This window comes from Chitinophaga agri (genome assembly GCF_010093065.1).
Lineage (GTDB): Bacteria > Bacteroidota > Bacteroidia > Chitinophagales > Chitinophagaceae > Chitinophaga > Chitinophaga agri.
The window spans coordinates 725,009-750,867 of sequence record NZ_CP048113.1 but is presented as its reverse complement, the minus strand read 5'-3'; the positions used below and the strand labels follow the sequence as shown (position 1 = coordinate 750,867).

Sequence of the window (25,859 nt, the reverse complement as noted above, 5' to 3'; positions counted from 1 at the left end):
TAGCAAATCTCGACTGCATAAAAAGTGGCAGATTGGGATAACAATTAAAAAATAGTAGCCATTAGGGGGAAAACGGATTAACAGTGCGGTTATCAATGTAGCGGTTTCATAGGACCCTCTCCATGATATGGTAACAGTCACGAAGTAACGAGTTATTTTCTACAATATAGTTAATTCAAAGTTAACAAGCCCCAAAATAGTATGTCTACCACTTCGCATATAGTTCCTTCATCTCTTAGGTAGCATTAAGATGCTGATACTTCCGGTTATAAACAGGTCAGATACAGGTCACTATTATATCAGCTAGATATTGAAGTGACCTGTAAACAACCTATTTATTACACAATGCATTGGGACAGCGGCCGAACGGCTTACCTTTGTCGTAACAATCTCAAAATGACCTATTATGGCAATTATTAAGGATAACATCCTCATGCAGTTTGTCCGGGGTACTATCGGCAGACAACTCACTATCTATGAAAGGAACGGGCAGATCATTATGGCGAAGAAACGCGGCCCGTCTACTAAAAAACCGACTCAAAAACAGCTGGCAGCCAGGAAGAGAATGATCATTGCCTCCTCTCTGGCGCAGGCAATGATGGAAGATCCTGCAGTAAAGGAATATTATGCATCTATGGCCGGTCCTGGTCAGAATGCCTATAATATGGCGGTGAAAGATGCCTATCGTTCTCCGGAAGTACAGAATATCAGGCTGGAAGAGAATGATGTGGTGGTAACGGCGAAAGATGAATTCCGCGTAGCGAAAGTCGAAGTAAAGGTACTGGATGCGGACGGCGTGATCAAAGAGAGTGGCAGGGCGGAGTTAGGCTGGAACGGGATAGAGTGGCGTTATAAGGCGGCATCATTGCCTGTAGGAGGTAAGATCATTGTTGTTGCGAAGGATCTGCCAGGGAGGGACACCGTGAAAGAAGTCCTGCTCACATAAAAGCACGATCGGTTTCTTTATATTGACTTTATACGTTTGTCCTTCGATGTGATCATTGACAGGTATGGTATATTCATGGCCAAACAGCAGGCGAATCTTCAGCCGTTATTGATTTATCCGTTAATCACATCATCATCTAATCTCCGCGCCGCTATAGCTTTCATAAGATCACCTACGGTTAAAATCTTAATTTCCTTTGGTATAAGCAACATAGATGGTTCAGGATAGAAATATTTCGTGAAATGAAAACTACTAATATCTACACTGTACTTTTTGCTAAACTGTATTATGAAGTCCTCACCATCATCACCGGTTATACCAAGATCATTCTCTATTGAAGTGCCTGTCGTAACCGGAATATCAAAATGCCTTGATTGCTGATGTATAAAAGCAACTAAATCATTTAATAGCTCTTCTTTCATATTCCATCTTTTATCTGCTTAAAATAATAACCGAACCTGGCCCGACATTGTGTATCCTTCGCCGGGGCGACTAGTTATGGTTATGATCACAGCCCTATACCTCCTTCCCCATCTCAATAATATCCCTCCCCTCCAGCACGTTTTTTTCATACCCCCTTAACGTCACCTGCATCATCGCACGCGCCAACTCTTCCATCTTACAAAACGCGGGAGCGTATATCAACCGGCCAACCGGAAATACCCAGTTAATATACCTATAAAAAGGATGCACATTTTTCTGCCCCTTTACCTTCTTAATAAACCCAGGTCTAAATGCATACACTGCCTTAAACGGCAATTGCATGAGATCATTCTCCGTCTTCCCTTTCACTCTCGCCCAGTGTTGTCTTCCCTTCTCCGTGGAGTCTGTCCCGCCACCGGAAACGTAACAGAAGGTCATATCAGTATTCAGCTCACTCAATACACGGGCGACATGCATGGTCAGCGTGTACGTCATCTGGTAATAGGTATCCTTATCCATCCCTACCGACGATACGCCCAGGCAAAAATAACAGGCGTTGTAGTTACTCAGCTGACTACGGATAGGTTCCACATTCATAAAATCCTTGTGAATGATCTCTTTTAACTTAGGATGTGTCACACCGCAGGGCTTCCGATTGATGACCAACACGGATTCAACATCAGCGCTTTCCAGGCACTTCAGCAACACACCCTCACCTACCATCCCTGTAGCACCGGTAATAATGGCTCTTATTTTCATACAACCAATATAATATAATAAAACAAAAAGGATTATAAAAAGACTGTTGACCGGGTTTTCTCAGATAGTATACTTCTTATTCAACAGTTTCAGTTCCTTCGGATAGAATACCGTTGAAGAGGTATATATTGTTTCCTTTTCTTGCCATAAATCCCTATTTTGACTACCAGTCAATTTTAGCCCAATAATTTGTTATGAAACTACTCAAAAGCGTCTCGCTATTGCTACTCTCTTCTATGAGCCTGCACCCATTACAAAGCTGGAGCCAGGGATTCCTGAAAGCACAGGACACAAAGATCGTCAACCAAAAAGGGGAAAATGTATTGTTACGTGGCATTGGCCTCGGAGGCTGGATGCTGCAGGAAGGCTATATGCTGCGCGTAAATGGTCAGGGTCAGCAACATAAGATCCGGGCGGGTATCGAAAGTATCATAGGCCGCGAAAAGACACAGGAGTTCTACGATGCCTGGCTGGACAATCATACTACCAAAGCCGATATCGACTCCATGAGAGCCTGGGGGTTCAATTCTGTTCGTTTACCCATGCACTTTAACCTGTATACGTTACCGTCAGACAAAGAGCCTGTAGCCGGACAAAACACCTGGCTTGAAAAAGGGTTTGTACTAACGGATAGTTTGCTTTCGTGGTGTAAGGCCAACCAGATGTACCTGATCCTGGACCTGCATGCAGCTCCCGGTGGACAAGGCAATGACCTGAACATCTCCGACCGTGACGGTACAAAGCCTTCCTTGTGGCAAAATGAGGCCGATCGCCTGAAAACGATCGCCCTCTGGAGGAAACTGGCGGAACGTTATGCAAAAGAGCCCTATATCGGCGCGTATGATATTCTGAATGAGCCCAATTATGGCTTTGAAGACCCGGATAATGACAAGAACGGACTGAAGGAGCAGAATAATGTGCTGCTGAAACAACTGATGCAGGATATAACCAAAGCGATCCGCGAAGTAGACGACCGCCATATCATCATCATTGAAGGAAATGGCTGGGGCAATAACTATAATGGCATCCTGCCGCCGTGGGATAAAAACATGGTCCTGAGCTTCCACAAATACTGGAACCTGAATGACGCCAGATCTATCCAGCACTTCCTGGACTTCCGGCAGCGATACCACATCCCTGTGTGGCTGGGTGAAACAGGCGAAAACTCGAATGTATGGTTCACTGAAGCCATCCGCCTTTTTGAAAAGAACAATATCGGATGGTCCTGGTGGCCATTGAAGAAACTGGGCGCGAATAATCCGCTGGAGATAAAATCCAACGAAAAATACATGCGCGTTATTGATTATATCAGCGGTAAAGCGGCCGCGCCTTCTGCGGATATTGCCTATGAAGGGCTGATGCAGGTAGCGCGGGATGCCAATATTAACCGCAACATCCTGCATCGTGATGTGATTGACGCGATGATCCGTCAGCCGTTCAGCAGCAAGACGCTACCCTTTAAAGCGAATGCGATCAACAATAAAGCGGAGATCAAGGCAGTGGATTATGACCTGGGCGCCTTACGTGCCGCCTACTTCGATACCGATACGGCTAATTACCGCACGACAAATCCCAAATGGGTGGGTGGCAACAGTGGCCGGGTATATCGCAATGATGGTGTTGACATTAAAGCAGATGCGAAGGAGACGGACAGTTATTATGTGACAGATATTGCGACCGGCGAGTGGATGCAATACACGGTGAGCGTATTACAGAAGGGTAAATACAACATCGCTATCATAGCGGCGCCGGGTAAGACGCCAGGTAAACTGGCGATCAGCATTGAGGGTAAACCGGTCGGCAAAGTGACGGTTATTCCTGCGAAAGAGCAGAAGGATGGTGCATGGCAAACCTATACATTGCGTAACATACCCGTCAGGAATGGCCGCCAAACCGTCCGGTTATCCGCCGAAACGGGAGGATTTGACCTGAAGGCCATCCGTTTTGAGAAATCCCCAATACCATAAAATAATCAGGAAATCAGGAATTAGGAATTGGTTAGCCTTCAGCCCCTGATAGCATCTCATTGCTATGTGCGGTCCGGGCGTGATTATAAAACTGCCAGGATCAGTATATGCAACGGCTTGCTGAACAATTCCCAATTCCTAATTCCTCATTCAATTTGCGGTTCTGGATAATTCAGCTATTTCTTCTTCGCTGAATACTCTTGATCTTATATGAAACCGCACTCCTAGCGGGATTTCCAGTGAAAAGCTGCTACCACGCCCCTTAATTACGTCCAGGGTCAGCTGCGTATGCTTCCAATATTCAAACTGGTCCGCGCTCATATAAAACTTACATCCGGCGACCTCGCCGAGACATATGTCCGATGCGCCTACTTTAAATTCCCCGTCCGGGAAGCACATCGGTTGTGAGCCGTCACAACAGCCCCCACTCTGGTGAAACATCAGGGGGCCGTGCTTGTGACGGAGCTCATTGATCAAGGATATGGCTTCGTCGGTTGCTATGATTCGAAAGATCATCAGAATAGTATGGTTGATCAGGAATTGCACTAAAAGAATCCTAATTTCTGTTTCCCGTAGGAGATCAGCATGTTTTTCGTCTGCCGGTAGTGATTCAGCATCATCTTATGCGTTTCCCTGCCAAAACCAGACTTCTTATATCCACCAAATGGCGCGTGTGCGGGATACGCATGGTAGCAGTTCACCCACACCCTGCCGGCCTGAATGGCACGGGGTATCTGATAGAGCTCATGCGCATCTCTCGTCCATACACCGGCACCCAGACCATAGAGGGTGTCATTGGCGATAGCTACTGCTTCTTCAGTGGATTTAAAAGTGGTTACGCAGGCAACGGGGCCGAAGATCTCTTCCTGGAATACCCGCATCTTATTGTGTCCCTTCAGCAGGGTCGGTTGGATATAATATCCGTTTTCCAGACCACCGTTCTGCTGATAGGCAGCTCCACCAACGAGTACCTCCGCCCCTTCCTGTTTACCGATATCAAGGTAACTAAGGATCTTCTGGTACTGGTCTTCTGACGCCTGTGCCCCCATCATGACAGTGGCATCGAGCGGATTACCCATTTTGATCGCCTTGGTACGTTCTATGACACGTTCCATGAAACGGTCGTAAATATGCTCGTGTACGAGAATACGGCTGGGACAGGTACATACTTCTCCCTGGTTGAGCGCAAAAAGCACGGCACCCTCCACCGCTTTATCAAAGAAATCATCATCAGCGTCAGCAACGCTTTCGAAGAAGATGTTCGGGCTCTTACCACCCAGTTCCATCGTAACAGGAATCAGATTTTCAGAGGCATACTGCATAATGAGTCTGCCGGTAGTTGTTTCGCCGGTAAAAGCGACTTTCTGCACCTTTGGCGAAGATGCCAGTGGTTTACCAGCTTCCACACCAAAACCAGTCACTATATTGAGGACACCTTTCGGTAATACGTGTCCGATAAGTTCCATGAGCACCATAATGCTGGTCGGCGTTTGTTCAGCTGGTTTCACCACTACGCAGCAGCCGGCAGCCAGTGCAGGCGCGATCTTCCAGGTAGCCATCAGCAGGGGGAAGTTCCATGGAATGATCTGACCGACCACGCCGATCGGCTCGTGCAGGTTGATGCTGACGGTATTTTCATCATGTTCACTGATAGTCCCTTCTTCACTGCGGATAACGCCGGCGAAGTAGCGGAAATGATCTATTACCAAAGGCAGATCGGCCGCTTTGGTCTCTCTCAGTGGCTTACCATTATCTATTGTCTCGACAACAGCCAGGTAGTCCAGGTTATCTTCCACGATCTGTGCAATTTTCAGCAGGAGGTTACTCCGGTAGGAAGCGGCTGTTTTACCCCAGGAGGCAAAAGCGGCATGCGCCGCATCTATGGCTTTGTCAATATCCGCAGCATTTCCCCGTGCAGCCTGGGTAAATACTTTACCATCTATTGGAGAAATGTTATCGAAATATTCACCGCTGGATGGTGGCACCCATTCACCGTTTATGAAGTGATCATACCTTGATTTAAATTCAGGGCGTGCTGCCAGGGTTGACGAAGGGGCAGCAGATGTTGCAATGCTCATAATAGTGGAATTTGGTTTAACGTGAAATAATACTGCTAAGATCATGAACTCACCACAAGACGCGGATATTTTTGTACTTATTTATAGCACGATCGTACCTTAATTTTGAGAAGGAGTAAAATTTGGTTAACTTGTTAATAGTAAACAGATTATTCCTATGCAAGTAAAAAATTATTTGCAGAAAATAGACCTTACGGTCCCACGTGAGTTGCAAACACTGGTAGAGAACAGGCGTGTGTTCAATCTGCGGAGTTGTGAACTGAATATCTTCGAAAGTTATGAGCAGGCCTACCACGTGCCGCTCACTTTTAATGACCTGGTGATCACCAGTATGATCAGGGGTAAAAAAGTGATGCATCTTTCCGATAAACCTTCTTTTGATTACCTCCCGGGTGAAACTGTTATTGTGCCACCACACGAGACCATGATCATTGATTTCCCGGAGGCAACCGTTGATAATCCTACGCAGTGTATCGCGCTGGCCATCGATGATATTTATATCCGGGAAACGGTGGACTATCTGAACAACTACTATAACAGCGGAGAAGGACGCCAGAACTGGCAGCTCTCCTTCCAGCGGTATCACTTTGAGAATAATCATGAGGTTACTGAACTGATCAATAAACTGATCCGGATCTGTACGAGTGAGGACCGGTCAAAGAACATCTATGCAGATCTGCAGCTAAAGGAACTGCTGATCCGGTTACTGCAAAGCCAGCAGCTGGGACAGGCGGTTGAAGGCAGTATTGCTGATAGTAATGGCAACCGGCTGAATTTCGTGCTAAAATATATCAGGGAGCATCTGACGGAAAAAATAGCGGTGGATGCACTGAGCAGGAAGGCTTATCTGAGCAGGAACCTGTTCTTTAAATGGTTCAGGGAGCAGTTTGGCATCACGCCGCTGGAGTATGTCAACAATGAGCGGATAAAGCTGGCGAAAGAGCTATTAGCAAAGCCGCAGCACTCCATCTATGATGTAAGTAAACTCTGCGGCTTTACTGATGTGAACTATTTTATCAGGGTATTCCGGAAACTGGAAGGTACTACACCTAAAGCGTACCAGTCTGCACAGGAATAGTCTGCTTTATTTTTTCCATACATTATTTACAGGTGTGTAATCCATGTAGATCACACCGTCCAGTTTTACGGAGGCGATAGCTTTATTGACAGGCACATTTACCGTGATATTCTTAATACCGTTCTTCCATACAGCAGGCGTCTGATGTACGGATTTTGTCGTACCATCTTCAAAGGTCACCACCACATCAAATGGAATGGCAAATCCGCCGTTATTGGCAATCGCTATTGCTGCGTTGTCTTTTTTAGCTTTTACACTTACCAGTTCCAGGTCAATATAATTATTGCTGAAGAACCAGTTATTCCAGAACCAGTTGAGGTCCTGACCGGAAGCGGTATTCATGGAATTGAAGAAGTCCCATGGCGTCGGATGTTTACCGTTCCAGTTGTTCATGTAGGCGTGCAGCGACTTTTTAAACACCACATCTCCCAGCATGTCTTTCAGGGCCAGATACGCCAGGGAAGGCTTACCGTAGGCATTATTGCCGTAACCGGCGCCACTTACCTGGTGCGACTGAGAAATGATGGGCTGATCTTCTTCGCCGGAAGGATCACTGATGTAATATTTTACACGGAATGACTTATAGAAGTTGTCTGCCGCTTCCTTCCCTTTCTCTGCAATACCGATGAGGTATTCGAAGGTGGTTGCCCAGCCTTCATCCATAAAGGCATAACGGCTTTCGTTGATGCCCATGTAGAAAGGGAAATACGTATGTGCGATCTCGTGGTCCTGTACCAGTTGTGCGAAACCTAACTGGTCACCCAGGGTCGCATCATTGACCATCATCGGATATTCCATATCGGCATACCCCTGGAAGGCGGTCATTGTCGGGAAGGGATAAGGGATACCAGGCCAGTTGCGGGAGAACCATCCCAGTGCGTAGCGTGAAAAATCCACAGAATGATGAAAGTCGGCGGCAGCATCGTCATAAGCAGCCTGAACACTGGCACGTCTGCCAGTAGTGCTATCTACCACTACGCTCGCGGCGTCCCATACATAATGGCTGCTGGTACCGAAGGTTACATCAGCGATGTTTGAAGCGGTGAACTTCCAGGTATTCCAGTCATTCTGTTGTGTAATCTTACCCGCGCGCATTTCTTCCTTGCTGGCAATATGTATCAGCTGGTCGGATGTATAGGAATCATTCAGGCGTTTGGCGATTGCCGGCTGTAAAACGGCTGCTGCATTCTGCAGTACGCCGGTACCCCATACTACATAGTTCCCGGGCACCGTCACAGCTACGTTATAGTCATTAAAATCGCTGTAAAACTCAACCCTGTCCATATGTTCGATCTGGTCCCAGCCGTTATAATCATCATATACGGATACACGCGGGTAAGCGTACGCGAGGAAGAAGGTGGAGCTATCGATCTTACCTTCCCTGCCACTCTGCTGAGAGAGGGTGTAGTGCCAGCTGATATGAAGGTCCAGGCTGTCCTTTGCATTCAGCGCCTTTGGCAGGTTTACCATACCAACGGTCGCAATATCATTGTCAAAAGGCACATTTGTACCATTGACCAGGAACGTGTCAATGGTAACCCCTTCCGTAAGGAAATCGCGGCTTACATATCCGGACCGGGGCGCATTCACCTTGTGGAGGTTACAGATCAGGCGGATAACAAGCCTTTTCAGGGTGTCGGGGCTGTTGTTGATATAACGGACATTTTCAGCACCATACACCACACCGGAGGGCGCGTTTACTTTCAGCTGTATATCATAGCGGCCTTTGTTCTGCCAGTAACGTTCTCCGGGAAGGCCGTTCCTGGCACGTGTTTTATTTTCGTAGGCTTTTTTAACATTGCGGGGCATGTACAGCTCCTGTGCTGAAGCCGCGCCGGCATAGCCGAGCATCAGCGTCAGTGCGAGTAAGATCCTGGTCATAAGTAATGTTTAGATGTCGGCAAAGATACGGTCCCCTCATAACAGTAGGATGAAACAGGCATAATGATTGTACCACTCATCATAAAACAAGTCAACATGAGTACTTTCACCATTGATCACAAAGACAGTCAGTTAACCGTTGAACAGTCTGACAAACGTCGTTTTAAGGTAGCGTTACCCGGCAGGACCATCGTTCTTTTCCTGAAGCAGGACAATGAAGGAGCGAACCACTGGTTTGAAGATGGAACAGACAATGAAACACCGGAAACAAAGGAAATCGGACAAGCGATAGATAATTACCTGGCAAAAGCCGAAAATTAACCTGGGTTAAAATCTTTCTGCGATGGGTCAGGTAGCTTTGCTGTACCATTTACAAACAACGTAAAACAAACAGCAATGGCAAATACATTAGGTATAGGCGACCGTATTCCTGATTTTACATTACAGGACCAGGATGGCAAGACAGTGAACATCCGTGATTATATAGGTAAGAAAAAACTGGTGATCTACTTTTATCCGAAGGATGAAAGTGCAGTCTGCACGAAAGAAGCCTGTTCATTCCGGGATAGCTATGCAGATTTTACAGATGAGGGAGTAGAAGTGATCGGCATCAACGCGGGCAGCGTAGAGAGTCATCATGCTTTTAAAAAGCATCACCGTCTACCCTTTACACTGTTAAGCGACCCGGGTAACAAGGTACTGAAACAGTTTGGTATCAGGAATGTATTGTTCCTGACAGGTCGTGAAACGTTCCTGGTAGGACTGGACGGAAAGATCGCCGCTTCTTTCAGAGGTTTCCTTAACGGGGCGGCACATGCACAGAAGATGCTTTCCCTCCTGCATGCCACTGCGTAAATAATATCGCCCGTATAAGGTTTATACTTTATACGGGCATTTTTCACGTAAGGCCCCTGCTATTCGGCCAACGCATCGAATGCAAAGTACTGTTCCGCTTTCCATGGGCCGTGCAGATAACGCCAGGTCTTTAATCCCACGGCTTTCATTTCAAAAGGCGTAAACGTTGCAGACAATGTTTCATGTAATTGTCTCGCCTTGAAGTCCGTCACTTTATTCTGCACAGTTATATGTGGGCGCAGCGGTTGCTTGTCCTGTCGGATCAGCCAGGGCTCAAAAGTTTGCTGCAGACGGCTGTGCATTGTCTGTAATGCGTCAGATACCAGTCTGTAGGCTACTCCGTTCCCAAAATGTACGATCCCTGCTACCGTCAGCATTAACGGCTGTCTCTGTGCAGCTGCTTCCAACGCGGCTGTAATAGCCGGCTCCGCCGCGGGTAAATGATGAAACAACGTAATATGTGCATCCAGGTAATTGGCGTGAGCGGGAAAGTAACGTGTACGCAGTTCATTAAAATGTCGTTGATACACTTCTTCCATCTCCAGCGTGACGATCAGGATATTACTCATTTTTTATGTTAAAGTCTACTCAATATTAAACGATTCTGTGTAACAAAAACAAGCGGAAATCCGTTCCAGACGAAGATGACGAAAAACCACGTGTTACAACACGTATAAAAAATTACCTTATTATACTGAAAAAATGAGCAACTGGTTACAATTTAATATTATTAAACGCGTAATTTTGATCACACAACAAAGTCAACAGTGTTAAAACCTGTCATGAGAAAAACTTACCAGTGCCGGTAACAATGATCATGTTAACCCAAACCATTAAAGCGCAAGTAACAGACAACTTTTCAATACGCTGAGGAGTGCAAAGCGGGCTTTTTCCCATATTAAGGTTCAACTGCAGCTGCAGGAAAACAGGGATGTATATGGTTTGGTGCAGGAATGACCGGACACGGGTGATCTTACCTGATTAACCAGGGTAATTACAAAAAAACAAACCATGAGTATACGCGTTGCCATCTTTGACGACAACCAGGATATCCGCGACAACATCTGTCAGCTATTGCGTACCGCCCCTTCTATAGCCGTGGCGGGTGTGTTCAGCGATGCCCGCAGCTGTGTGGACGATGTCCGGGACTGTGACGCCGGGATCGTGCTGCTGGACATAGAGATGCCGGAGGTGAATGGTATTGAGGCGATCAGACTCCTGAAAAACGAATTGCCGCATGTACAGATATTGGTGCAGACGGCCTTTGAAGACGATGACAGGGTCTTTGACTCTATTTGCGCCGGTGCCTCCGGTTATATTCTGAAAGACGACCTGGATACACGACTGACAGATGCCATACAGGAACTGCAAACCGGCGGTTCCCCCATGAGTCCTTCCATTGCACGCCGGGTACTGAATCTGTTACAAAAATCGGCTATACAGAAACCGGAACCGAGCAACGATAACTATAACCTGACTGCCAGGGAAAAGGAAGTGCTGACCTGTGTGGTGAATGGTATGAGTTATAAAATGATTGCGTCAGAGCTGAGCATCAGCTATGAGACGGTGAGAAGTCATGTGAAAAAGATCTATGAGAAGTTACGGGTGGCGTCGCTGACAGAAGCGGTTGCACTGGCTATTAATCAGCGGCTGGTGTAGTCGTTCAGTTATCGTGGAGAGCTGTCTGCTACTCCCCGATTTAGGTGATTGACCAGCATGGTAAGAACATATACATTTGCTGTCCGGAAAGCCGTTACGGCGGCATCCTTTCAGCCAAATACAAAGCTATTTCAGATAAAAATATTCAACTATCTGTTTACGTTAATCTATATGTTAGAGCCCTGTTCCCAGGGCTCTTTTATTTATCCGTCAGTGCTTCCATAAATGCTACTATGCTTTTCATTTCTTCCGCTGATAACCGCAGCGAATCTGCTGACAGGGTCTGCCCTGGCAAAGTAATGCCATAACCGGCAGCGCCGCCTTTGTTATAGAAGGTCATCACTTCCTCCAGTGTCCTGTAGGCGCCGTTATGCATGTAGGGGGCTGTCAGACCGATATTCCGTAATGTCGGTGTCTTAAAGGCATATTTCAGCTCATCCAGCTGGGTATGTGTATATCTGCCCATGTCGGGGTCGAGTTCCGCTATCCCTGGCGATCTTAATACGCCCAGCACTTCTGACTCTGACGTAGCAAAGGAAGGAGCCCCGGTGCCATTGAACAATGGCATAAAGTGGCAGGTAGCACAACGGGCTTTTCCCATAAACAGGTTCAAGCCTTTCTTTTGTGTGGTCGTCAGTGCCGTCGCATCTCCGCGCATATACCGGTCGAAATCAGAACGGAAAGGGTGTAATTCTCTTATATAAGCCGCGATCGCCCGCATCACGTGCCTGGGTAGTATAGTATCCTGCATGTCCGGAAAAGCGGCCTTAAATTGTGATTTCAGGACACTGTCACTATTGAGCCAGGAGGCTACGCTTTCGGGGGAAGAATGCATCTCTGCTTCGTTATGTAAGACATCGAGCACCTGATTTTCCAATGTAGGAGAGCGCATGTCGTAGAACTGTGCCTGTTGCAGGCCTGCATAAAGTAGCGTTGGCGTATTGCGTAATACGCGGGAAGAACCATCGAGTGCCACGTTCTTAGGCAGTCCGTCGGTAAATGCCTTCTCAGGCTGGTGGCAGCTGCTGCAGTTACGCTGACCGTTACCTGCCAGTCTGTTGTCATAGAAGAGCATTTTACCCAGGGCTACCTTTTGAGGTGTAGGTATCGCATCTGCATTATGTACAAAATAGGCGGTATTGAAAGCGCTGCTGTCAAACAACGTACGGGCCGTGTTCTTCAGTGCCTGTGGGTACTTAATGGGCGGCAGTCCGGCGGCATAAAACCAGTCGGTCATAGCAGCAGATAATGGATTCAGCTGTTCTGCCATGAATGCTGCGTAGTCAAAGGTGCCTGCCGGTACAGTTTTTTCTGTCACAGCGATCGTCTTGTCGAAACGGGACAACAGCGTATCAGGTGCGCCCGTCAGGGCCATTATATCCTTTACTGCACGCAGGGCCACCCCGGTTTCTTCTATTCCCCAACCGGATAAGGGTGTATCGAAGCCGCTGATGCCTAATGCTTCTGTACGGAAGACCTCCATCTTACAGGCATCAAAAACGTGGGCGGTATCGAAGCGGGTATTTTCGATGGTATGTCTTAAAGGGATCAGACTGGAGATCAGTCCCCTCGCCTCTTTCAGCAGATCGGCCGATACAGCTGTATCATAAGGGAATAACATCTCCTCCATTACCTGCAGTCCCGTGGGATCTGAGCGTTTATTCTCCTCTACTTCGATCTCTGGTAATGGCGGGCCGTTGAGCTGGCGGGAAGTAGCGGGCGCATAGTACACGCTGAACCACTCCAGCTGTTTGAATGACCGCCTGCACTCCTTAAAGGCATTACGCAGCTCCTGCTCTGGTGCGCGTGCGGCAGCCAGGGCCCGCAGGCGCTCCGCTCCTGCTTCCAGTGAATCGATATGTATGGTCAGCCATTGGTGAATGGTCTTATCAAAATCTGCTGCGGATGTATGGGTATTCGTACATGCTATCCAGGAGGTTATTCCTGCGATGGCTACCAGTAAACAATTCCTGATCTTCATGTGATGCTGTAATGAAAAAGTTTCCCCCGGTGAAGAGGGAAACTTAACTATAAAAACAGTGGCTTCGACGGTTTATTTCTCAATACCAGTGATGATCACTGTCTGGCCGCCTTCCTTGTTAGTGGTCAGTCCGCTACCATCAGCGTTAGCAAACTTGCTGTCAGTCCAGGTATGCGGGTGAATATTCACTACAAATGTATTGGGCTTACCGATCAGGTCAGAGATATCATACATTGCACCGTATTCCCATGAGCCGAGACGGGTATCATTAGCTGGATTGTATTTATTATTGAATGCAGCTTCATTCCTGCGGTGATCCATTTCCAGCATTGGCTTCAGCGCTTTGGTAGCGATGTTGTACTGCCAGATACGACCGTCATGCTTGTTCTCCGCATAGTAAGAGTCCCCATCTTCCTGAATGTATACATAGTGTTCAGTCACACATACATTGTCAGGATTCACCAGGCTGTTACCCGGATCGACGTTACCATCTACCAGCGGCGTCAGCTTACCTTTCAGCGGATTAGCCGCATCCAGTACCAGCTCGTATACACGGCCCCACATAGTCAGACCGGCAACAGGCGTTTTCTTGTCGGACTGGCTCACACCAGTAGCCGTGAAATACAGTTTGCGGTTAGCATCTACAGAACCTTTACCATAATCCAGGTCTTCCACACGGGCAAACTGGATCGCTTTCTTTGCAACGGTCTGCGCAGCCAGTTCAGCGCCAGTGCTGGTCACTACATCATCATAGGTAACAAATTCCACGTCATAGGATTTGCCTACTTCCATGTCCGTCTCTACAATGTTCTGGTCTACACGTCGCAGCATATACAGCTGGCCATTCTGCAGATCACCTACTTTATTACTCAGGTAGAGATTCACCTGACCTAAGCCCTGGCGGCTGCTTTCATCTTCACCGATGAAGATAGCGGTCTTACCGGGGAAGGCATTCTTAGACAACGGCACTGCATTCTCTGCACTGCATTTACCCAATGCAGGAATCGTCCGGTTGGATTTCCTTATATCGGCGGAGCTCATTGGATTGATCGCATGGATCATGGATTCACCATCGGTCTCACCGGCAGTCAGGAACATAGGACCGAAGCCGTGCTCTTCCATGGTGGTCATGGTAGCTGAGCAAAGACGCATGGCGCCGCCTTCGGCGTCTACAATGTATTCACCTTTCACTGGTTTGAGGTTGCCATCCAGGAATACGCGTGATACGGAGAACAGGATCTCATGATTCGTGATCATCACGTACCCTTCACCGTTAGGATTTTTGATCATACCTGCGCCATCCGGCTGTGCACCATACCTGAAGGCGGGAGAGCCAGACAATGTATCATCACTACTGATCAGTGGATAGATCTTCAGGTTGTCAAAACCTGAAAGGGCTTTTACAAGGGAAGGTGTAACAGATTGTGTCTTAATGGCCAGTCCGGATTCAGGTGTGGACGGATTGTCATTGTTACTACAGCCGGTCAGCAGTACCGCAGCCAGCAGCGGACTGATACCTGGCATAAATGAGTTAAGCTTCATATGGGTTCGATAGATTTGTGGACACAATATCTTTTACACATATTGCCAGAATGTTAACCCGGGGTTAAATGAATGTGAAGGAAACCGCTTACAATGTGCAGTTCCATATCGGCAGTGCGGCAGTGCGATCGGCAGTAATTTATTCCGCTTACAATAATCTCTCAGCTGCCACCGTTAAAGTATTCGCATCATAGTATTCCATCGTTCACGTTGTAGCCATATACTTTCATTAAAATCTTTTAAACCCTCGTTCTCAAAATCCATTACCGGAACATTCCGAACAAAACACACATACTATGAAAATCAGCAATCGTGTACTCGTAGCGATCAGTCTCCTTTTTGCTATGGCCTGTACCAAGAAAAGCCTCCTGAATGAGGCGACCCTCTCCGGCACTAAAAACAGTTTGGCGAACGCCCAGGCATCACCGGTAGGCGATGTGGTCGGGAAAATCACAGTTGGCTACCAGGGCTGGTTTGCCTGCACAGGAGATGGCTCTCCTATTAATGCCTGGTGGCACTGGACGCAGAACTGGAGTCAGTCTCCGTCGTCCTCCAACAATGGCATCAAGTCCTGGCCTGACGTAAGGGACTATGCCAGCACTTACACGACGGCCTGGCCGGCCCTGAACAACGGACAGCCGGCAAAGCTGTTCTCCTCCTTTACTGACCAGACGGTCAACACTCACTTTCTGTGGATGCAGCAAAACAACATTGATGTCGCAGCACTGCAACGCTTCAATCCAAATGGACAGGAAGGGCCCATCAGGGATGCTATTACCGCCAAGGTAAAGACAGCGGCCGAAACGTATGGCCGCAAGTTCTACATCATGTACGATGTTAGTGGCTGGACAAATATGCAGTCTGAGATCAAAACTGACTGGACGAACAAAATGTCCGCCTACACCTCCTCTACTGCCTACGCTTATCAGAATGGTAAACCTGTAGTATGCATCTGGGGTTTTGGTTTCAACGATGACAACCATCCCTGGTCAGCAGCGGTATGTCTGGACGTGATCAACTGGTTCAAAAACCAGGGTTGTTACGTGATTGGGGGGGTTCCTACTCACTGGTTGAATGAGGTGAGCGATTCACGCCCAGCTTTCCTGAACACCTATAAGGCGTTCAACATGATCTCTCCATGGATGGTAGGTCGTATCGGTAATGTCAATGATGCCGATTACTTCTATACCAATGTCAATACACCTGACCAGGTCTATTGCAATGCGAATGGAATAGATTATCAACCCTGTGTACTGCCGGGAGACCTGCAGGAGCGGCAACGCGCACATGGCGACTTTATGTGGCGGCAGTTCTATAATATGGTGAGACTGGGTTGCCAGGGTATTTACGTCTCCATGTTTGATGAGTACAATGAGGGTAACCAGATCGCCAAGACTGCTGAAAATATCAGCCAGATACCGGCAGGTTCTGCGTTCCGTACGCTTGACGAAGATGGTACGGCCTGTTCTTCGGACTACTACCTGCGCCTGACCGGCGATGGCGGCCGTATGCTGAAAGGACAGATCGCGCTGACAGCTGTACGCCCTACACCAACCATACCTGGTGGCACGGTTATCCCGATCGGGCAGACAGTCACACTTAAAGGTGCCAATAACCTGTATGTATGCAGTGAAGGCAATACCCAGCCAATGATCTGTAACCGTACCGTAGCACAGTCATGGGAACAGTTCACGGTAGTAGATGCTGGTGGCGGTAAAGTAGCGCTGCGCAATCAGGGGAACTATGTATGCTCTGAGAACGGTACACAGCCGGTTAATTGTAACCGTACCGCTATCGGTCCATGGGAACAGTTTGACTGGGTATCCAACAGCGATGGCAGTGTATCTTTCCGGGGCAGTAACGGGGCTTATCTGTCGGCCGAGGATGGTGTCTTACGCATGACCTGTAACCGAATGACGATTGGCGCAACGGAGAAATTCAGGATCAACCAATAAAATAAAAAAAGGCGCCCCGCCATATGGTGGGACGCCTTTTTGCCTATTGTACTTTACACTTCTTCTTATTTCAGGACGGTTACCTGTCCCTGTTGAATGGTCACAGCTCCTCCTACTTTCGTCTTATAACTGATCACCCAGATATAAGAGCCACTCTCCACTACCTGTCCAACATATCTTCCATCCCATCCTTTCTTCTCATCTTTGGAGAAGAACACCATTTGTCCCCAACGGTTATAAACGTGTAGTTCATATTCATACATCGGGCCTTTGGCACGTGGTCTGAACACATCGTTCTTACCGTCGCCGTTTGGAGTGAAGGCAGTCGGGAATCCTGGTTCGGGTTCGCAAGGTTTGAAGGTCACCGCGATATCGTCTGACATGGAACCACAATCGTTGTAAACAGTCACGGTGTAGTAGCCGGTGCTGGTCACGTTATAGGAGTTTGCGGTACTCTCTGTGGTACCACCCGTCCAGCGCACCTTGTTACCGGTACCCGGATCGACTTTCAGTACCAGGGTATTATCGAGACAAAGCGTGGTGTCACGACCGAGGCTAAATTCCGGAATACCCGCTACGATCACGTCTACGCTGTCCATGGTGATCTGAGAACAGAACCTGTCCATCACAGAGACTGTATATCTTCCAGGTTGTGTTACCTCTTTGATCGGATTCGTATCGCCGTCGTTCCACATATAGGATACGGCGTCGTCATTGGTCGCATTCAGTACCACACGGCCACCTGCACAAATGTCTCTCTGAGGTCCGATGTTGATATCCAGTTCTGATTTCAATGTTACTCTTACAGTATCAGTTACCACACAGTTGTTGCGTGTTACCGTTACCCAGTAGTCGCCTGGTCTTGTCACTACGATAGACTGCGTGATGTCGTCATTGCTCCAGCGTACGCTACCACCATCAGGGTCAACGGTCAGCATAGCTGATTCACCCGGACAGATCGCAGTATCTTCTGTCAGCGTTATCAATGGAGCAGTAGCAACCGCTACATCGACTTCATCGTGCGTGGTACAGCCATTCAATGTTACATCTACAGTGTAGGTACCCTGCATGTATACATCGATGGTCGGAGAAGTTTCACCGGTAGACCATACATAGGTCGCGCCCTGAATGCTGGTACCCAGTTTAAGCGTTGTGCCTTCACAGATGGTAGTATCGGCCATATCGATCACCGGCGGATTATTCACGATCAGCTTCACGGAATCTATCGTAGAACAGATGTCGTTAGATACTGTCACGTGATAAGTACGCGGTTCATTTACGGTAATAGTTGACGTAGTTGCACCTGTAGACCAGCGGATATTGTAAGCAGCATTTGCAGCCCCTACATCCAGTGTTACGGATTCACCATTGCAGACATTGATATCGTCACCCAGTTCTACGACCGGTTTCTGGATATACTGCAGATCGTAGGTAACGGTGTCGGAAGAACAACCTGTAGTACCATCGATCACGGCGAAGGAAGCCTGTGTTGCACCGTTCAGGTCAAACACGTTGCTGCTCTGTGCCAGTGGTGTCGCTACGGCTGTAGCAGGTACTACGCTCACCAGGACGAATTTAGGTCTGGTGACTTTATTCTTTAAGCGTATTGCAAATTTGGTATTAGAAGAACAGTTGGCCGGTAGGCTGGTTTCCAGCGCTGGCTTCGGACAAGGCTCTACGGTGATCGTCTGTACTCTTTCGATGGCCGCGTTACCGCACGCATCGGCAATGTTCCACCTTCTTATGATGGTATATCCATTACATTTATCTACCACGAACGGATCCTGTACCATGTTCACTTTCTTAGGGAAGTTCACATCACAGTTATCCACCGCATAGAGTGTTGCCGCACCCGGTATCTGATCGCTGCAGCTGATAGTGATATCGGCAGGCGCTTTGTCGATCACAGGAGCCGTTGTATCCATCACGGTGATAATCTGACGAGCAACAGTTGCATTGTTACAAGCGTCTTTCGCTGTCCATGTACGGATCAGGCGATAGCTACCTGCGCAACCACCCTGTACAGTTTCGCGGGTCTGGGTGTAACCTATTTTAACGGTACCGCAGTTATCGCTGGCTCTGAGGTTGGTCGGTGCACCAGGTATAGCATCACAGCTTACAGTGGTATCACCTGGAGGCATTACGACGAATGTCGGCCTGGTGGTATCCTGTACAGTTACGACCTGTCGCATGGTGGCGGTATTACCACAATTGTCGGAGGCCGTCCAGGTACGGGTCAGTTTATAGCTGTTCAGGCAGGAGGTGGAGAGGTTCTGTCTGGTTTCAGTCAGTTTCACTGGTACATTAGCCGTACAGTTGTCAGTGGCCGTTACCGTTTCGACACCAGGGATCTGATCGCAATCTACCGTGATAGCGGCAGGTACGATGACAGAGAATCTTGGTTTGATCGTATCCTGTACGGTGATGGTCTGCGTCAGTACGGTCTTGTTACCGCAAAGATCAGTAGCCGTCCAGGTACGGACGATCTGGTAGTAGTCAGCACACTTACTGCTGGAGATCGCCTTACGCGTATCTACCGGCGCAGCGATAATACTACCAGGCGTACAGTTATCAGTAGCCGTCATGATCTCACCAGCAGGCACCTTGTCACAGTCAACTGTGATATTAGCCGGAGATGTACCAGCGAATACCGGAGGCGTCATATCTCTTACGGTAATGATCTGCATCAGGGTATCACTTCTGTTCCCACAGGCATCAATGGCGATCCATTTGCGCACCAGGAGATAGTTGCTAGGGCAGCTTGCACCCGCATCCTGTCTTTCTTCGATTGGAGCAACAGTCAGCGTACCGGCACAGTTGTCAGTAGCCGTCATGTCTATAGCAGCAGGAACGGCGTCACAGCTCACCGTAACGTTAGCCGGTGCTTTCGTGGTGAACACTGGCCTGATCTTGTCGGTGATCGTGATCACCTGTTGTGCCTGGGTTGCCAGACCGCAACGGTCAACCGCCGTCCAGGTACGGGTAACGGTCTTCGTACAGACATCTACATTCGACGTTACATCGTTGTAGGTGATTGTCAGCGATTCATTATCATAAGGTGCGTGGCTGAATACCGGGGTACCGAACAGCGTAGCGGGATCGGTTGCCTCTGCACAATCAATAGATTTCGGACCGGGCACGGAGATCACTACCGGAGGAATGTTCATCAGGGTCAGCATGACAGCATTACTGATATTACCGGTACAGGCACCCGACATCACCACTCTTCTGTACCAGGTATTGCGGCTGATAGATGGTGGTGTGAAGGTTTCGTTGGTACCATTGGTGGCTACGTTCATGAAGCCGGTGATCGCATTTGTGGTGCTCACCTGCCATTGGTAGGTATAAGTACCGGTACCACCGGTGATTGTACCACCACTGAGGGTAGCAGGAACATCGCTGGCACAGAGTACCTGGTCAGCAGTGATCGTATTCCCCTGGATAGCGGGCTGGTTTGTCAGCACTACATCATCCGGAGCGGTTGCACAGGAACCGTTCGTGATGGACCAGCGGAGGGTGACAGTTGCACCAGCAGGTACGTTCACGGAGGTAGTGGCACTATGTATATCAGCAATAGTAGCTGTACCACTTACAATGGTCCAGGTACCAATAGCTGCTGCCGGAGAAGCATTATTGGCATTCATGATGAACATCGGATCATCACAATGTACCTGGTTAGCACCTGCATCGGCGACGTTCGGCATCACGCTGTTAGTCAGAGTGATGCTATCCACGGAGTTGCAGGTGCTGTTAGAGATCACCCAGGCCAGCGTTACAGCGGTACCTACCGGTACATTCACTGTAGCTGAAGGGTTACTCATATCGCCCGCGGCGATGCTGGCAGTAGTTCCTGCCGGCAGACGCCAGGAAGCGGTACCTGTTACAGGTGTGTTGGCGACCATGTTGAACACTGCGTTCTCACAGTGTTGCTGATCAGGGCCGGCAGTTGCAGTTGTAGGTTTAGGAATGCTTGTTAAAGTAATATCATCTGAGCTGGTACAGCCACCGTTGGAGATCGTCCAACGTAAAACCGCAGTTGCACCAGTTGGTAATATAATGTGAGCCGTGTCCATATTCTCCTGACCAGGTGTGATGGTAGCAGTACCACTTACGACGGTCCAGGTACCAATGGCACCCGTTACATTCGGCTTGTTGGCCTTCATGATGAAATCAAGGCCGGAACACAGGGACTGGTCAGCGCCGGCAGCCGCGATATTGGGCTGCATGTTATTAGTCAGCACGACTGTATCACTGGTAGTACAACCACCGTTGGCGATCGTCCATTTCAGTGCCAGTGTTGTACCAGCAGGTATATTAATATTAGCGACAGGATTATTTACCTGCGCTGCCGGGAATGTAAATCCTATTGGAGAGATCACCTCCCATTTACCTGTACCACCAGCAGCGCTATTGGCGCCCAGGGTAAAGGTAGCTGTATTACATTTGGACTGATCAGGACCAGCGGCAGCTGGATTAGGCGCAATGCTGTTACTGAGGGTCACATCATCTGTGCTGGAGCAGCCACCGTTGGAGATCGTCCAGCGTAATACCACTACGGAACCAGCCGGCAGGCTCAGTGTGGCAGCCGGATTATTTGCAGTACCAGCAGGTAATACATAACCAGCAGGTGTAGAAGATACAACGCTCCAGGAAGCGCTGCCTAAGGCTGGCGTATTGGCCCCTAATGTGAAAGTACCGTTACCACACTGGGACATGTCAGCACCAGCAGCAGCTGTAGTCGGCGCCATGCCATTGCTCAGCAGCACTGTATCTATAGTGGTACAGTTACCGTTTGAGGTAGTCCATATGGCGATGGTGCTGGCGTTCACCGGGAGGGTGATCACCGCATTCGGGTTATTCGCCTGTCCGGCTGTGATGGTACCAGCACTACCAGCAGGTAATGTCCAGGTACCAGTACCACTTGTTACCGGAGTCGCCTGCATCGTGAAATTATTATTACCGCATTGAGCGATATCAGCGCCGGCATTCGCCGGCGTAGGACCATTTACATTCTTTAGTACTATAGCATCAGAAGATACACAAAGACCATTAGTGATCGTCCAGGTAGCAGTGACGGTCACACCCAACGGTACAGTGATCGTGGCATTCGGGTTACTGGTATCCGCTACGGGAATAGTGGCAGTTGTTCCCGCAGGCAGCGACCATTTACCAGTACCGATAACAGGTGCATTGGCAGACATTCTGAAGGCAGTCACACTACATTGCGTCATATCAGGACCAGCAGCGGCGACCGTAGGCGGAGCCGCATTCGTCAACAACACAGTATCGGCGATGGTACAGGTACCATTAGACACTCTCCAGATCGCCTGCACGCTTACACCAGCAGGCACGTTGATAACTGCCGCCGGATTATTGGCCTGACCAGCTGTGACAGTGGCCGAAGTACCTGCCGGCAATACCCACAGACCAGTACCGGGTGTTGCCGCACTGGCGTTCATGGTGAAGGAAGCACTGTTACATTTGGACTGATCCGGACCAGCATATATTGTAGCCGGCATCCCCGTAAAGGTAACAGTAGTGCTTACACAGGCAGTCGTATCACAAGTACCCAGGCTTTCCGCTCTTACATAGAAAGTAGCAGCAGCAGTCATAGGAACCGTGATCGTAGTACCAGTACCGATGCGGGCACCTTGTCCGCAACCGCCTTTGTACCACGCCCATACCGCATTTGGTGTAACACCATCAGCCTTCAGACCCAGGGAGCCGCCGTTCACTGTCAGCGTAGCGGAACCATTACCACATACCCCAGTCGTGCTGGAGGAGATGCTGGTAGCAGCAGTAGGTCCGGTTTCCACATTCACCGTAAATGGAATGGTAGAATCACAGCCTGATTTAGCTGTTCTGTAGCTAAGATTAAAATTATAAGTACCAGGGAGGACTGTCGCCGGAATATTTACTTTCAGCGGCCAGCTTAGTGGTTGATCCGTTACCGGAACAAAACCTGGCATTGCAGGTGTGCCTGCTGTCACTGAATATAAGGTAGGCGTTCCTTTAGTGGACAAAGTATCCAGCATAAAGAACCCTTTGCTTGTACATCCTGCCACAGGGCTGGCCAGTCTGATGACAGGTCGGCCGATCTTATGGAGGATCACAGTATCTATGTTAGCCACGCAGCCGCCTACGTTGGTAATGGTCCAGGTCAGGACGATATCACCCTGTGCATCGAGTGCGGTGACCGTTGTATTATAAGCGGTATCGTAAGCAATGGTTGCATTACCGGAAACCAGTTTCCATAAACCTCTTTCTGCTGCGGGACCGTAAGCTTCTGTTTCAGGAGCCGGTTTGCTGGCGTTCATGGTAAATATATTATCTGTACCACACTGTGTTGTATCCGGACCAGCATTTGCATAGGTAGGATCTGTCAGCAGGCTCAGTGTATCCAGTACAACGGTAGTACAGGTTGTATTGGTACCGCTTCTAAGTGTCCAGGACAGTACTACAGAAGTACCAGGCTTCTTGATAGTTACCCTCGTCCTTGCAGCTGAAGGCAGCAGGATCTTCACATAGTCATCTATTACATCATCCGTCACTGCCGGACCGTAGATCTCTTCTACTCTCCAGGTACCGGTCGCTCCTGGCACCGCATTTACTTCTACGGTAAAGTTACCGGTAGAGTTGGAGCTGGCACAGAAGACGGTCTGGTTAGGTTTCAGGGTCGTTGTCGGTGTAATAGAAGTCCTTACAATAACAGGTTTGGACGATACCACACAACCATTGATTGGATCGCTCACGGTTACGCTGTATACACTATCAGCAGCAGAAGTGATCTGCAACTGTGTTACTTCGGTCAGTCCATCAAATTCAGGCATGTGTACTTTTACACCATTTACATCCGGACCTCTGAACCACTGGATGTCATAACCATTCAGGATGCTGTTCACTCTCATGTCGATCGCATCACCCAGACAGACGTTACTGTCGGATACAGCGACGTCGATCATCGGAGAGCGGATCGCACTGATGAAGATGCTATTCTCATCCTGACAGGTATGGCCATCAGCATAGTTAACATAACCAAATACAGTAATGGTGGTATCTTTATCTACAACGATAGAACGATTGGTGCCATCAAATCCCGGCAGGTCTTTCCAGGAATAGGAGTCAAATCCGCCGGAAGCTTCCAGTTCCACATTCGCGCCTGCACACACTTCACTTCCCGTCAGATTAAGGTTCGGCATTGGGAGGATAGTCAGCCTGATCTCAGACGATGGAGACGCACAGGTATACTGGTCACTCCCCCTCTCATAGATCTGCGCGCGGAAGAGATAGTCCGAAGCTACTTTCCTTGTGCCTTTCAGTTCGCCTTCCGCGATCACCAGTTCTTTGGCATTGTTCACACTGAAAGGTACAGGTACCCAGGTCTTACCTTCATCATCACTCATCTCCCACAGATACACCGGGTCAACGAAATAGTTAGTCGGCGTATAAGCAGATACCAGGGTGATAGGAGCACCTTCACATAATACTTCCTGCAGACTTTCCTTATCTCCTGCGATCTCAGCGATGATGTTAGGGCTACAATACGAAAATTCGATATCGTCAATCGCGATATCGTTTCCACAACCACCTGGTTTATTATTTATTATAAATACAGTAACGGAGTCAACATCAGACGGAACCGTAAAGGTACCCCCGTAGCGCTGCCAGGTGGGCCCTTTGGACCCGAGCATCATGGATAATGACCGGGTGTTAAACTGGTTCAGTACCCTTGTAGGTGTCTTTGCATCTACCACCCTGAAGGTCACCCCTGCATATTGATAATTACCACAGGCATTCATGGAGGCAGCGGTATTCAGGTCCATCAGCCAGGCGCTGAAGTTATATACAGAGCCACGACACAGACCGCTCACAGTCTTTTTATAGAACTGACGGGGAGTGAGGGATGAGTTAGCTACCAGCATACCACCACGGTAGCCGCCGGTATGGTCTGTTTTATTGGCCCAGTCACTTTTAATGAGACTGGGGTTATTTGAAATCGCATAATTATCTTCTAATAATGGACCGCTAGGCTGGTAGTTATAGGAGATCACGCCATCTACCGGATAATTCCTGCGGTTCACTCCTTCTGCCAGTGCGCCGAAGTCTTCCGAAAACCCAGCCATTGTACCTGAGCCATCACCACAGGTGGTAATGGTACAGTTCTCTGCATACAGTTTGTTGGTCCTTGTCACTGTTCTTTCCACACCACCAGCATCTGTATAGGTCAGGGTAATGTCGAAAGTATAGGTACCAGGCACAATGAACTGCAATGTCAGCATGGACGTGTTCGTAAGCTTGGTCGGCTTGTCGGCAGCTGTATTCTCGGAGTAGAGCACTTCGTAATCAGCGTCTGTGTTGTTAGGCGACGTGATCTTCCACGTTGCCTTTTTAACAACCGTAATACCGGTACCGGTTACGTTGGCATTCATACTGGTGAACTTCTGCTGATTAGCTGTCGCATTGGTGGTCGACATACATACCGTATCCGGCACATTTACATACACTGTCTGAGCGTGCACCATTTCAAATGCGCAACCCAATAACAGGCATAAGAGTATTAGAAGCTTTTTCATCAATAGGGATTTCGTGAATAGTCTGAAACAGATGAGTCCTGAGGAACCCGCTGTTAGCTGACGGACAAGGTTTTAATGTTTGAAAAAGCCCTCTTTTCTACCTTCCTGAACAAGTAACAGGACATGTATAAAGTCATCATAGGCATAAGTAGTATAGCTAAA

17 protein-coding genes are annotated in these 25,859 nt (G+C 48.5%); 8 read left to right on the top strand and 9 right to left on the bottom strand.

The window, feature by feature from the left end; all coding sequences use genetic code 11:
* Positions 1-406 precede the first annotated feature (406 nt).
* The gene (locus tag GWR21_RS02880) at positions 407-946 is read left to right on the top strand and encodes a hypothetical protein (RefSeq protein ID WP_162330277.1); all 540 of its coding nucleotides are present in this window, start codon (positions 407-409) and stop codon (positions 944-946) included.
* 113 nt (positions 947-1,059) lie between these two features.
* Here the strand turns inward: GWR21_RS02880 and GWR21_RS02875 are convergent, their stop codons facing one another.
* Both GWR21_RS02875 and GWR21_RS02870 read right to left on the bottom strand, forming a co-directional pair.
* Positions 1,060-1,368 (bottom strand): DUF1493 family protein, encoded by a 309-nt coding sequence (locus GWR21_RS02875; protein ID WP_162330276.1) that lies wholly within the window; start codon positions 1,366-1,368, stop codon positions 1,060-1,062.
* 94 nt (positions 1,369-1,462) lie between these two features.
* The gene (locus GWR21_RS02870) at positions 1,463-2,128 is read right to left on the bottom strand and encodes an NAD-dependent epimerase/dehydratase family protein (protein WP_162330275.1); all 666 of its coding nucleotides are present in this window, start codon (positions 2,126-2,128) and stop codon (positions 1,463-1,465) included.
* Between the two features lie 194 nt (positions 2,129-2,322).
* Here GWR21_RS02870 and GWR21_RS02865 point away from each other — a divergent pair, with 194 nt between their 5' ends.
* Positions 2,323-4,095 carry a cellulase family glycosylhydrolase gene (locus GWR21_RS02865; RefSeq protein ID WP_162330274.1) on the top strand — a complete coding sequence of 591 codons (1,773 nt, stop codon included), beginning with the start codon at positions 2,323-2,325 and terminating at the stop codon, positions 4,093-4,095.
* 150 nt (positions 4,096-4,245) lie between these two features.
* On the opposite strand, the gene GWR21_RS02860 is transcribed toward GWR21_RS02865, so the two are convergent.
* Positions 4,246-4,611, bottom strand: a complete 366-nt coding sequence (locus tag GWR21_RS02860; RefSeq protein ID WP_162330273.1) for a DUF779 domain-containing protein — start codon at positions 4,609-4,611, stop codon at positions 4,246-4,248.
* 29 nt (positions 4,612-4,640) lie between these two features.
* Positions 4,641-6,173, bottom strand: coding sequence for an aldehyde dehydrogenase family protein (locus GWR21_RS02855; protein ID WP_162330272.1), 1,533 nt, complete (start codon positions 6,171-6,173; stop codon positions 4,641-4,643).
* Between the two features lie 157 nt (positions 6,174-6,330).
* Between GWR21_RS02855 and GWR21_RS02850 the strand changes: the two genes are divergently transcribed.
* Positions 6,331-7,251 carry an AraC family transcriptional regulator gene (locus GWR21_RS02850; RefSeq protein ID WP_162330271.1) on the top strand — a complete coding sequence of 307 codons (921 nt, stop codon included), beginning with the start codon at positions 6,331-6,333 and terminating at the stop codon, positions 7,249-7,251.
* Positions 7,252-7,257: 6 nt separating this feature from the next.
* On the opposite strand, the gene GWR21_RS02845 is transcribed toward GWR21_RS02850, so the two are convergent.
* The gene (locus tag GWR21_RS02845) at positions 7,258-9,132 is read right to left on the bottom strand and encodes a M1 family metallopeptidase (protein WP_162330270.1); all 1,875 of its coding nucleotides are present in this window, start codon (positions 9,130-9,132) and stop codon (positions 7,258-7,260) included.
* Between the two features lie 96 nt (positions 9,133-9,228).
* Here GWR21_RS02845 and GWR21_RS02840 point away from each other — a divergent pair, with 96 nt between their 5' ends.
* Complete coding sequence (locus GWR21_RS02840) at positions 9,229-9,453, top strand: hypothetical protein (protein ID WP_162330269.1); 225 nt, start codon at positions 9,229-9,231, stop codon at positions 9,451-9,453.
* A gap of 75 nt (positions 9,454-9,528) precedes the next feature.
* The gene (locus GWR21_RS02835; protein WP_162330268.1) at positions 9,529-9,987 is read left to right on the top strand and encodes a peroxiredoxin; all 459 of its coding nucleotides are present in this window, start codon (positions 9,529-9,531) and stop codon (positions 9,985-9,987) included.
* A 59-nt stretch (positions 9,988-10,046) separates the two neighbouring features.
* Here GWR21_RS02835 and GWR21_RS02830 read toward each other — a convergent pair whose 3' ends face one another.
* Positions 10,047-10,556, bottom strand: coding sequence for a 2'-5' RNA ligase family protein (locus GWR21_RS02830; RefSeq protein WP_162330267.1), 510 nt, complete (start codon positions 10,554-10,556; stop codon positions 10,047-10,049).
* A 442-nt stretch (positions 10,557-10,998) separates the two neighbouring features.
* On the opposite strand from GWR21_RS02830, the gene GWR21_RS02825 reads away from it, so the two are divergent.
* A complete protein-coding gene (locus tag GWR21_RS02825) occupies positions 10,999-11,646 on the top strand; it encodes a response regulator (RefSeq protein WP_162330266.1) in 648 nt (215 codons plus the stop codon).
* Between the two features lie 199 nt (positions 11,647-11,845).
* On the opposite strand, the gene GWR21_RS02820 is transcribed toward GWR21_RS02825, so the two are convergent.
* Both GWR21_RS02820 and GWR21_RS02815 read right to left on the bottom strand, forming a co-directional pair.
* A complete protein-coding gene (locus tag GWR21_RS02820) occupies positions 11,846-13,627 on the bottom strand; it encodes a cytochrome-c peroxidase (RefSeq protein ID WP_162330265.1) in 1,782 nt (593 codons plus the stop codon).
* 72 nt (positions 13,628-13,699) lie between these two features.
* Positions 13,700-15,169: a PhoX family protein gene (locus tag GWR21_RS02815; protein ID WP_162330264.1), complete on the bottom strand. Its 1,470-nt coding sequence runs from the start codon at positions 15,167-15,169 to the stop codon at positions 13,700-13,702.
* A 68-nt stretch (positions 15,170-15,237) separates the two neighbouring features.
* On the opposite strand from GWR21_RS02815, the gene GWR21_RS31650 reads away from it, so the two are divergent.
* Both GWR21_RS31650 and GWR21_RS02810 read left to right on the top strand, forming a co-directional pair.
* Positions 15,238-15,363, top strand: coding sequence for a hypothetical protein (locus GWR21_RS31650; RefSeq protein WP_262888482.1), 126 nt, complete (start codon positions 15,238-15,240; stop codon positions 15,361-15,363).
* Between the two features lie 102 nt (positions 15,364-15,465).
* Positions 15,466-17,124, top strand: a complete 1,659-nt coding sequence (locus GWR21_RS02810; protein ID WP_162330263.1) for a lectin — start codon at positions 15,466-15,468, stop codon at positions 17,122-17,124.
* A 65-nt stretch (positions 17,125-17,189) separates the two neighbouring features.
* Here GWR21_RS02810 and GWR21_RS02805 read toward each other — a convergent pair whose 3' ends face one another.
* Complete coding sequence (locus GWR21_RS02805; protein ID WP_162330262.1) at positions 17,190-25,697, bottom strand: gliding motility-associated C-terminal domain-containing protein; 8,508 nt, start codon at positions 25,695-25,697, stop codon at positions 17,190-17,192.
* Between the last annotated feature and the right edge of the window lie 162 nt (positions 25,698-25,859).

Bases quoted from the DNA above. Each gene is read 5' to 3' on its own strand.
- GWR21_RS02880 (WP_162330277.1), top strand. From the start codon at position 407: ATGGCAATTATTAAGGATAACATCCTCATGCAGTTTGTCCGGGGTACT.
- GWR21_RS02875 (WP_162330276.1), bottom strand. From the start codon at position 1,368: ATGAAAGAAGAGCTATTAAATGATTTAGTTGCTTTTATACATCAGCAA.
- GWR21_RS02870 (WP_162330275.1), bottom strand. From the start codon at position 2,128: ATGAAAATAAGAGCCATTATTACCGGTGCTACAGGGATGGTAGGTGAG.
- GWR21_RS02865 (WP_162330274.1), top strand. From the start codon at position 2,323: ATGAAACTACTCAAAAGCGTCTCGCTATTGCTACTCTCTTCTATGAGC.
- GWR21_RS02860 (WP_162330273.1), bottom strand. From the start codon at position 4,611: ATGATCTTTCGAATCATAGCAACCGACGAAGCCATATCCTTGATCAAT.
- GWR21_RS02855 (WP_162330272.1), bottom strand. From the start codon at position 6,173: ATGAGCATTGCAACATCTGCTGCCCCTTCGTCAACCCTGGCAGCACGC.
- GWR21_RS02850 (WP_162330271.1), top strand. From the start codon at position 6,331: ATGCAAGTAAAAAATTATTTGCAGAAAATAGACCTTACGGTCCCACGT.
- GWR21_RS02845 (WP_162330270.1), bottom strand. From the start codon at position 9,132: ATGACCAGGATCTTACTCGCACTGACGCTGATGCTCGGCTATGCCGGC.
- GWR21_RS02840 (WP_162330269.1), top strand. From the start codon at position 9,229: ATGAGTACTTTCACCATTGATCACAAAGACAGTCAGTTAACCGTTGAA.
- GWR21_RS02835 (WP_162330268.1), top strand. From the start codon at position 9,529: ATGGCAAATACATTAGGTATAGGCGACCGTATTCCTGATTTTACATTA.
- GWR21_RS02830 (WP_162330267.1), bottom strand. From the start codon at position 10,556: ATGAGTAATATCCTGATCGTCACGCTGGAGATGGAAGAAGTGTATCAA.
- GWR21_RS02825 (WP_162330266.1), top strand. From the start codon at position 10,999: ATGAGTATACGCGTTGCCATCTTTGACGACAACCAGGATATCCGCGAC.
- GWR21_RS02820 (WP_162330265.1), bottom strand. From the start codon at position 13,627: ATGAAGATCAGGAATTGTTTACTGGTAGCCATCGCAGGAATAACCTCC.
- GWR21_RS02815 (WP_162330264.1), bottom strand. From the start codon at position 15,169: ATGAAGCTTAACTCATTTATGCCAGGTATCAGTCCGCTGCTGGCTGCG.
- GWR21_RS31650 (WP_262888482.1), top strand. From the start codon at position 15,238: ATGAATGTGAAGGAAACCGCTTACAATGTGCAGTTCCATATCGGCAGT.
- GWR21_RS02810 (WP_162330263.1), top strand. From the start codon at position 15,466: ATGAAAATCAGCAATCGTGTACTCGTAGCGATCAGTCTCCTTTTTGCT.
- GWR21_RS02805 (WP_162330262.1), bottom strand. From the start codon at position 25,697: ATGAAAAAGCTTCTAATACTCTTATGCCTGTTATTGGGTTGCGCATTT.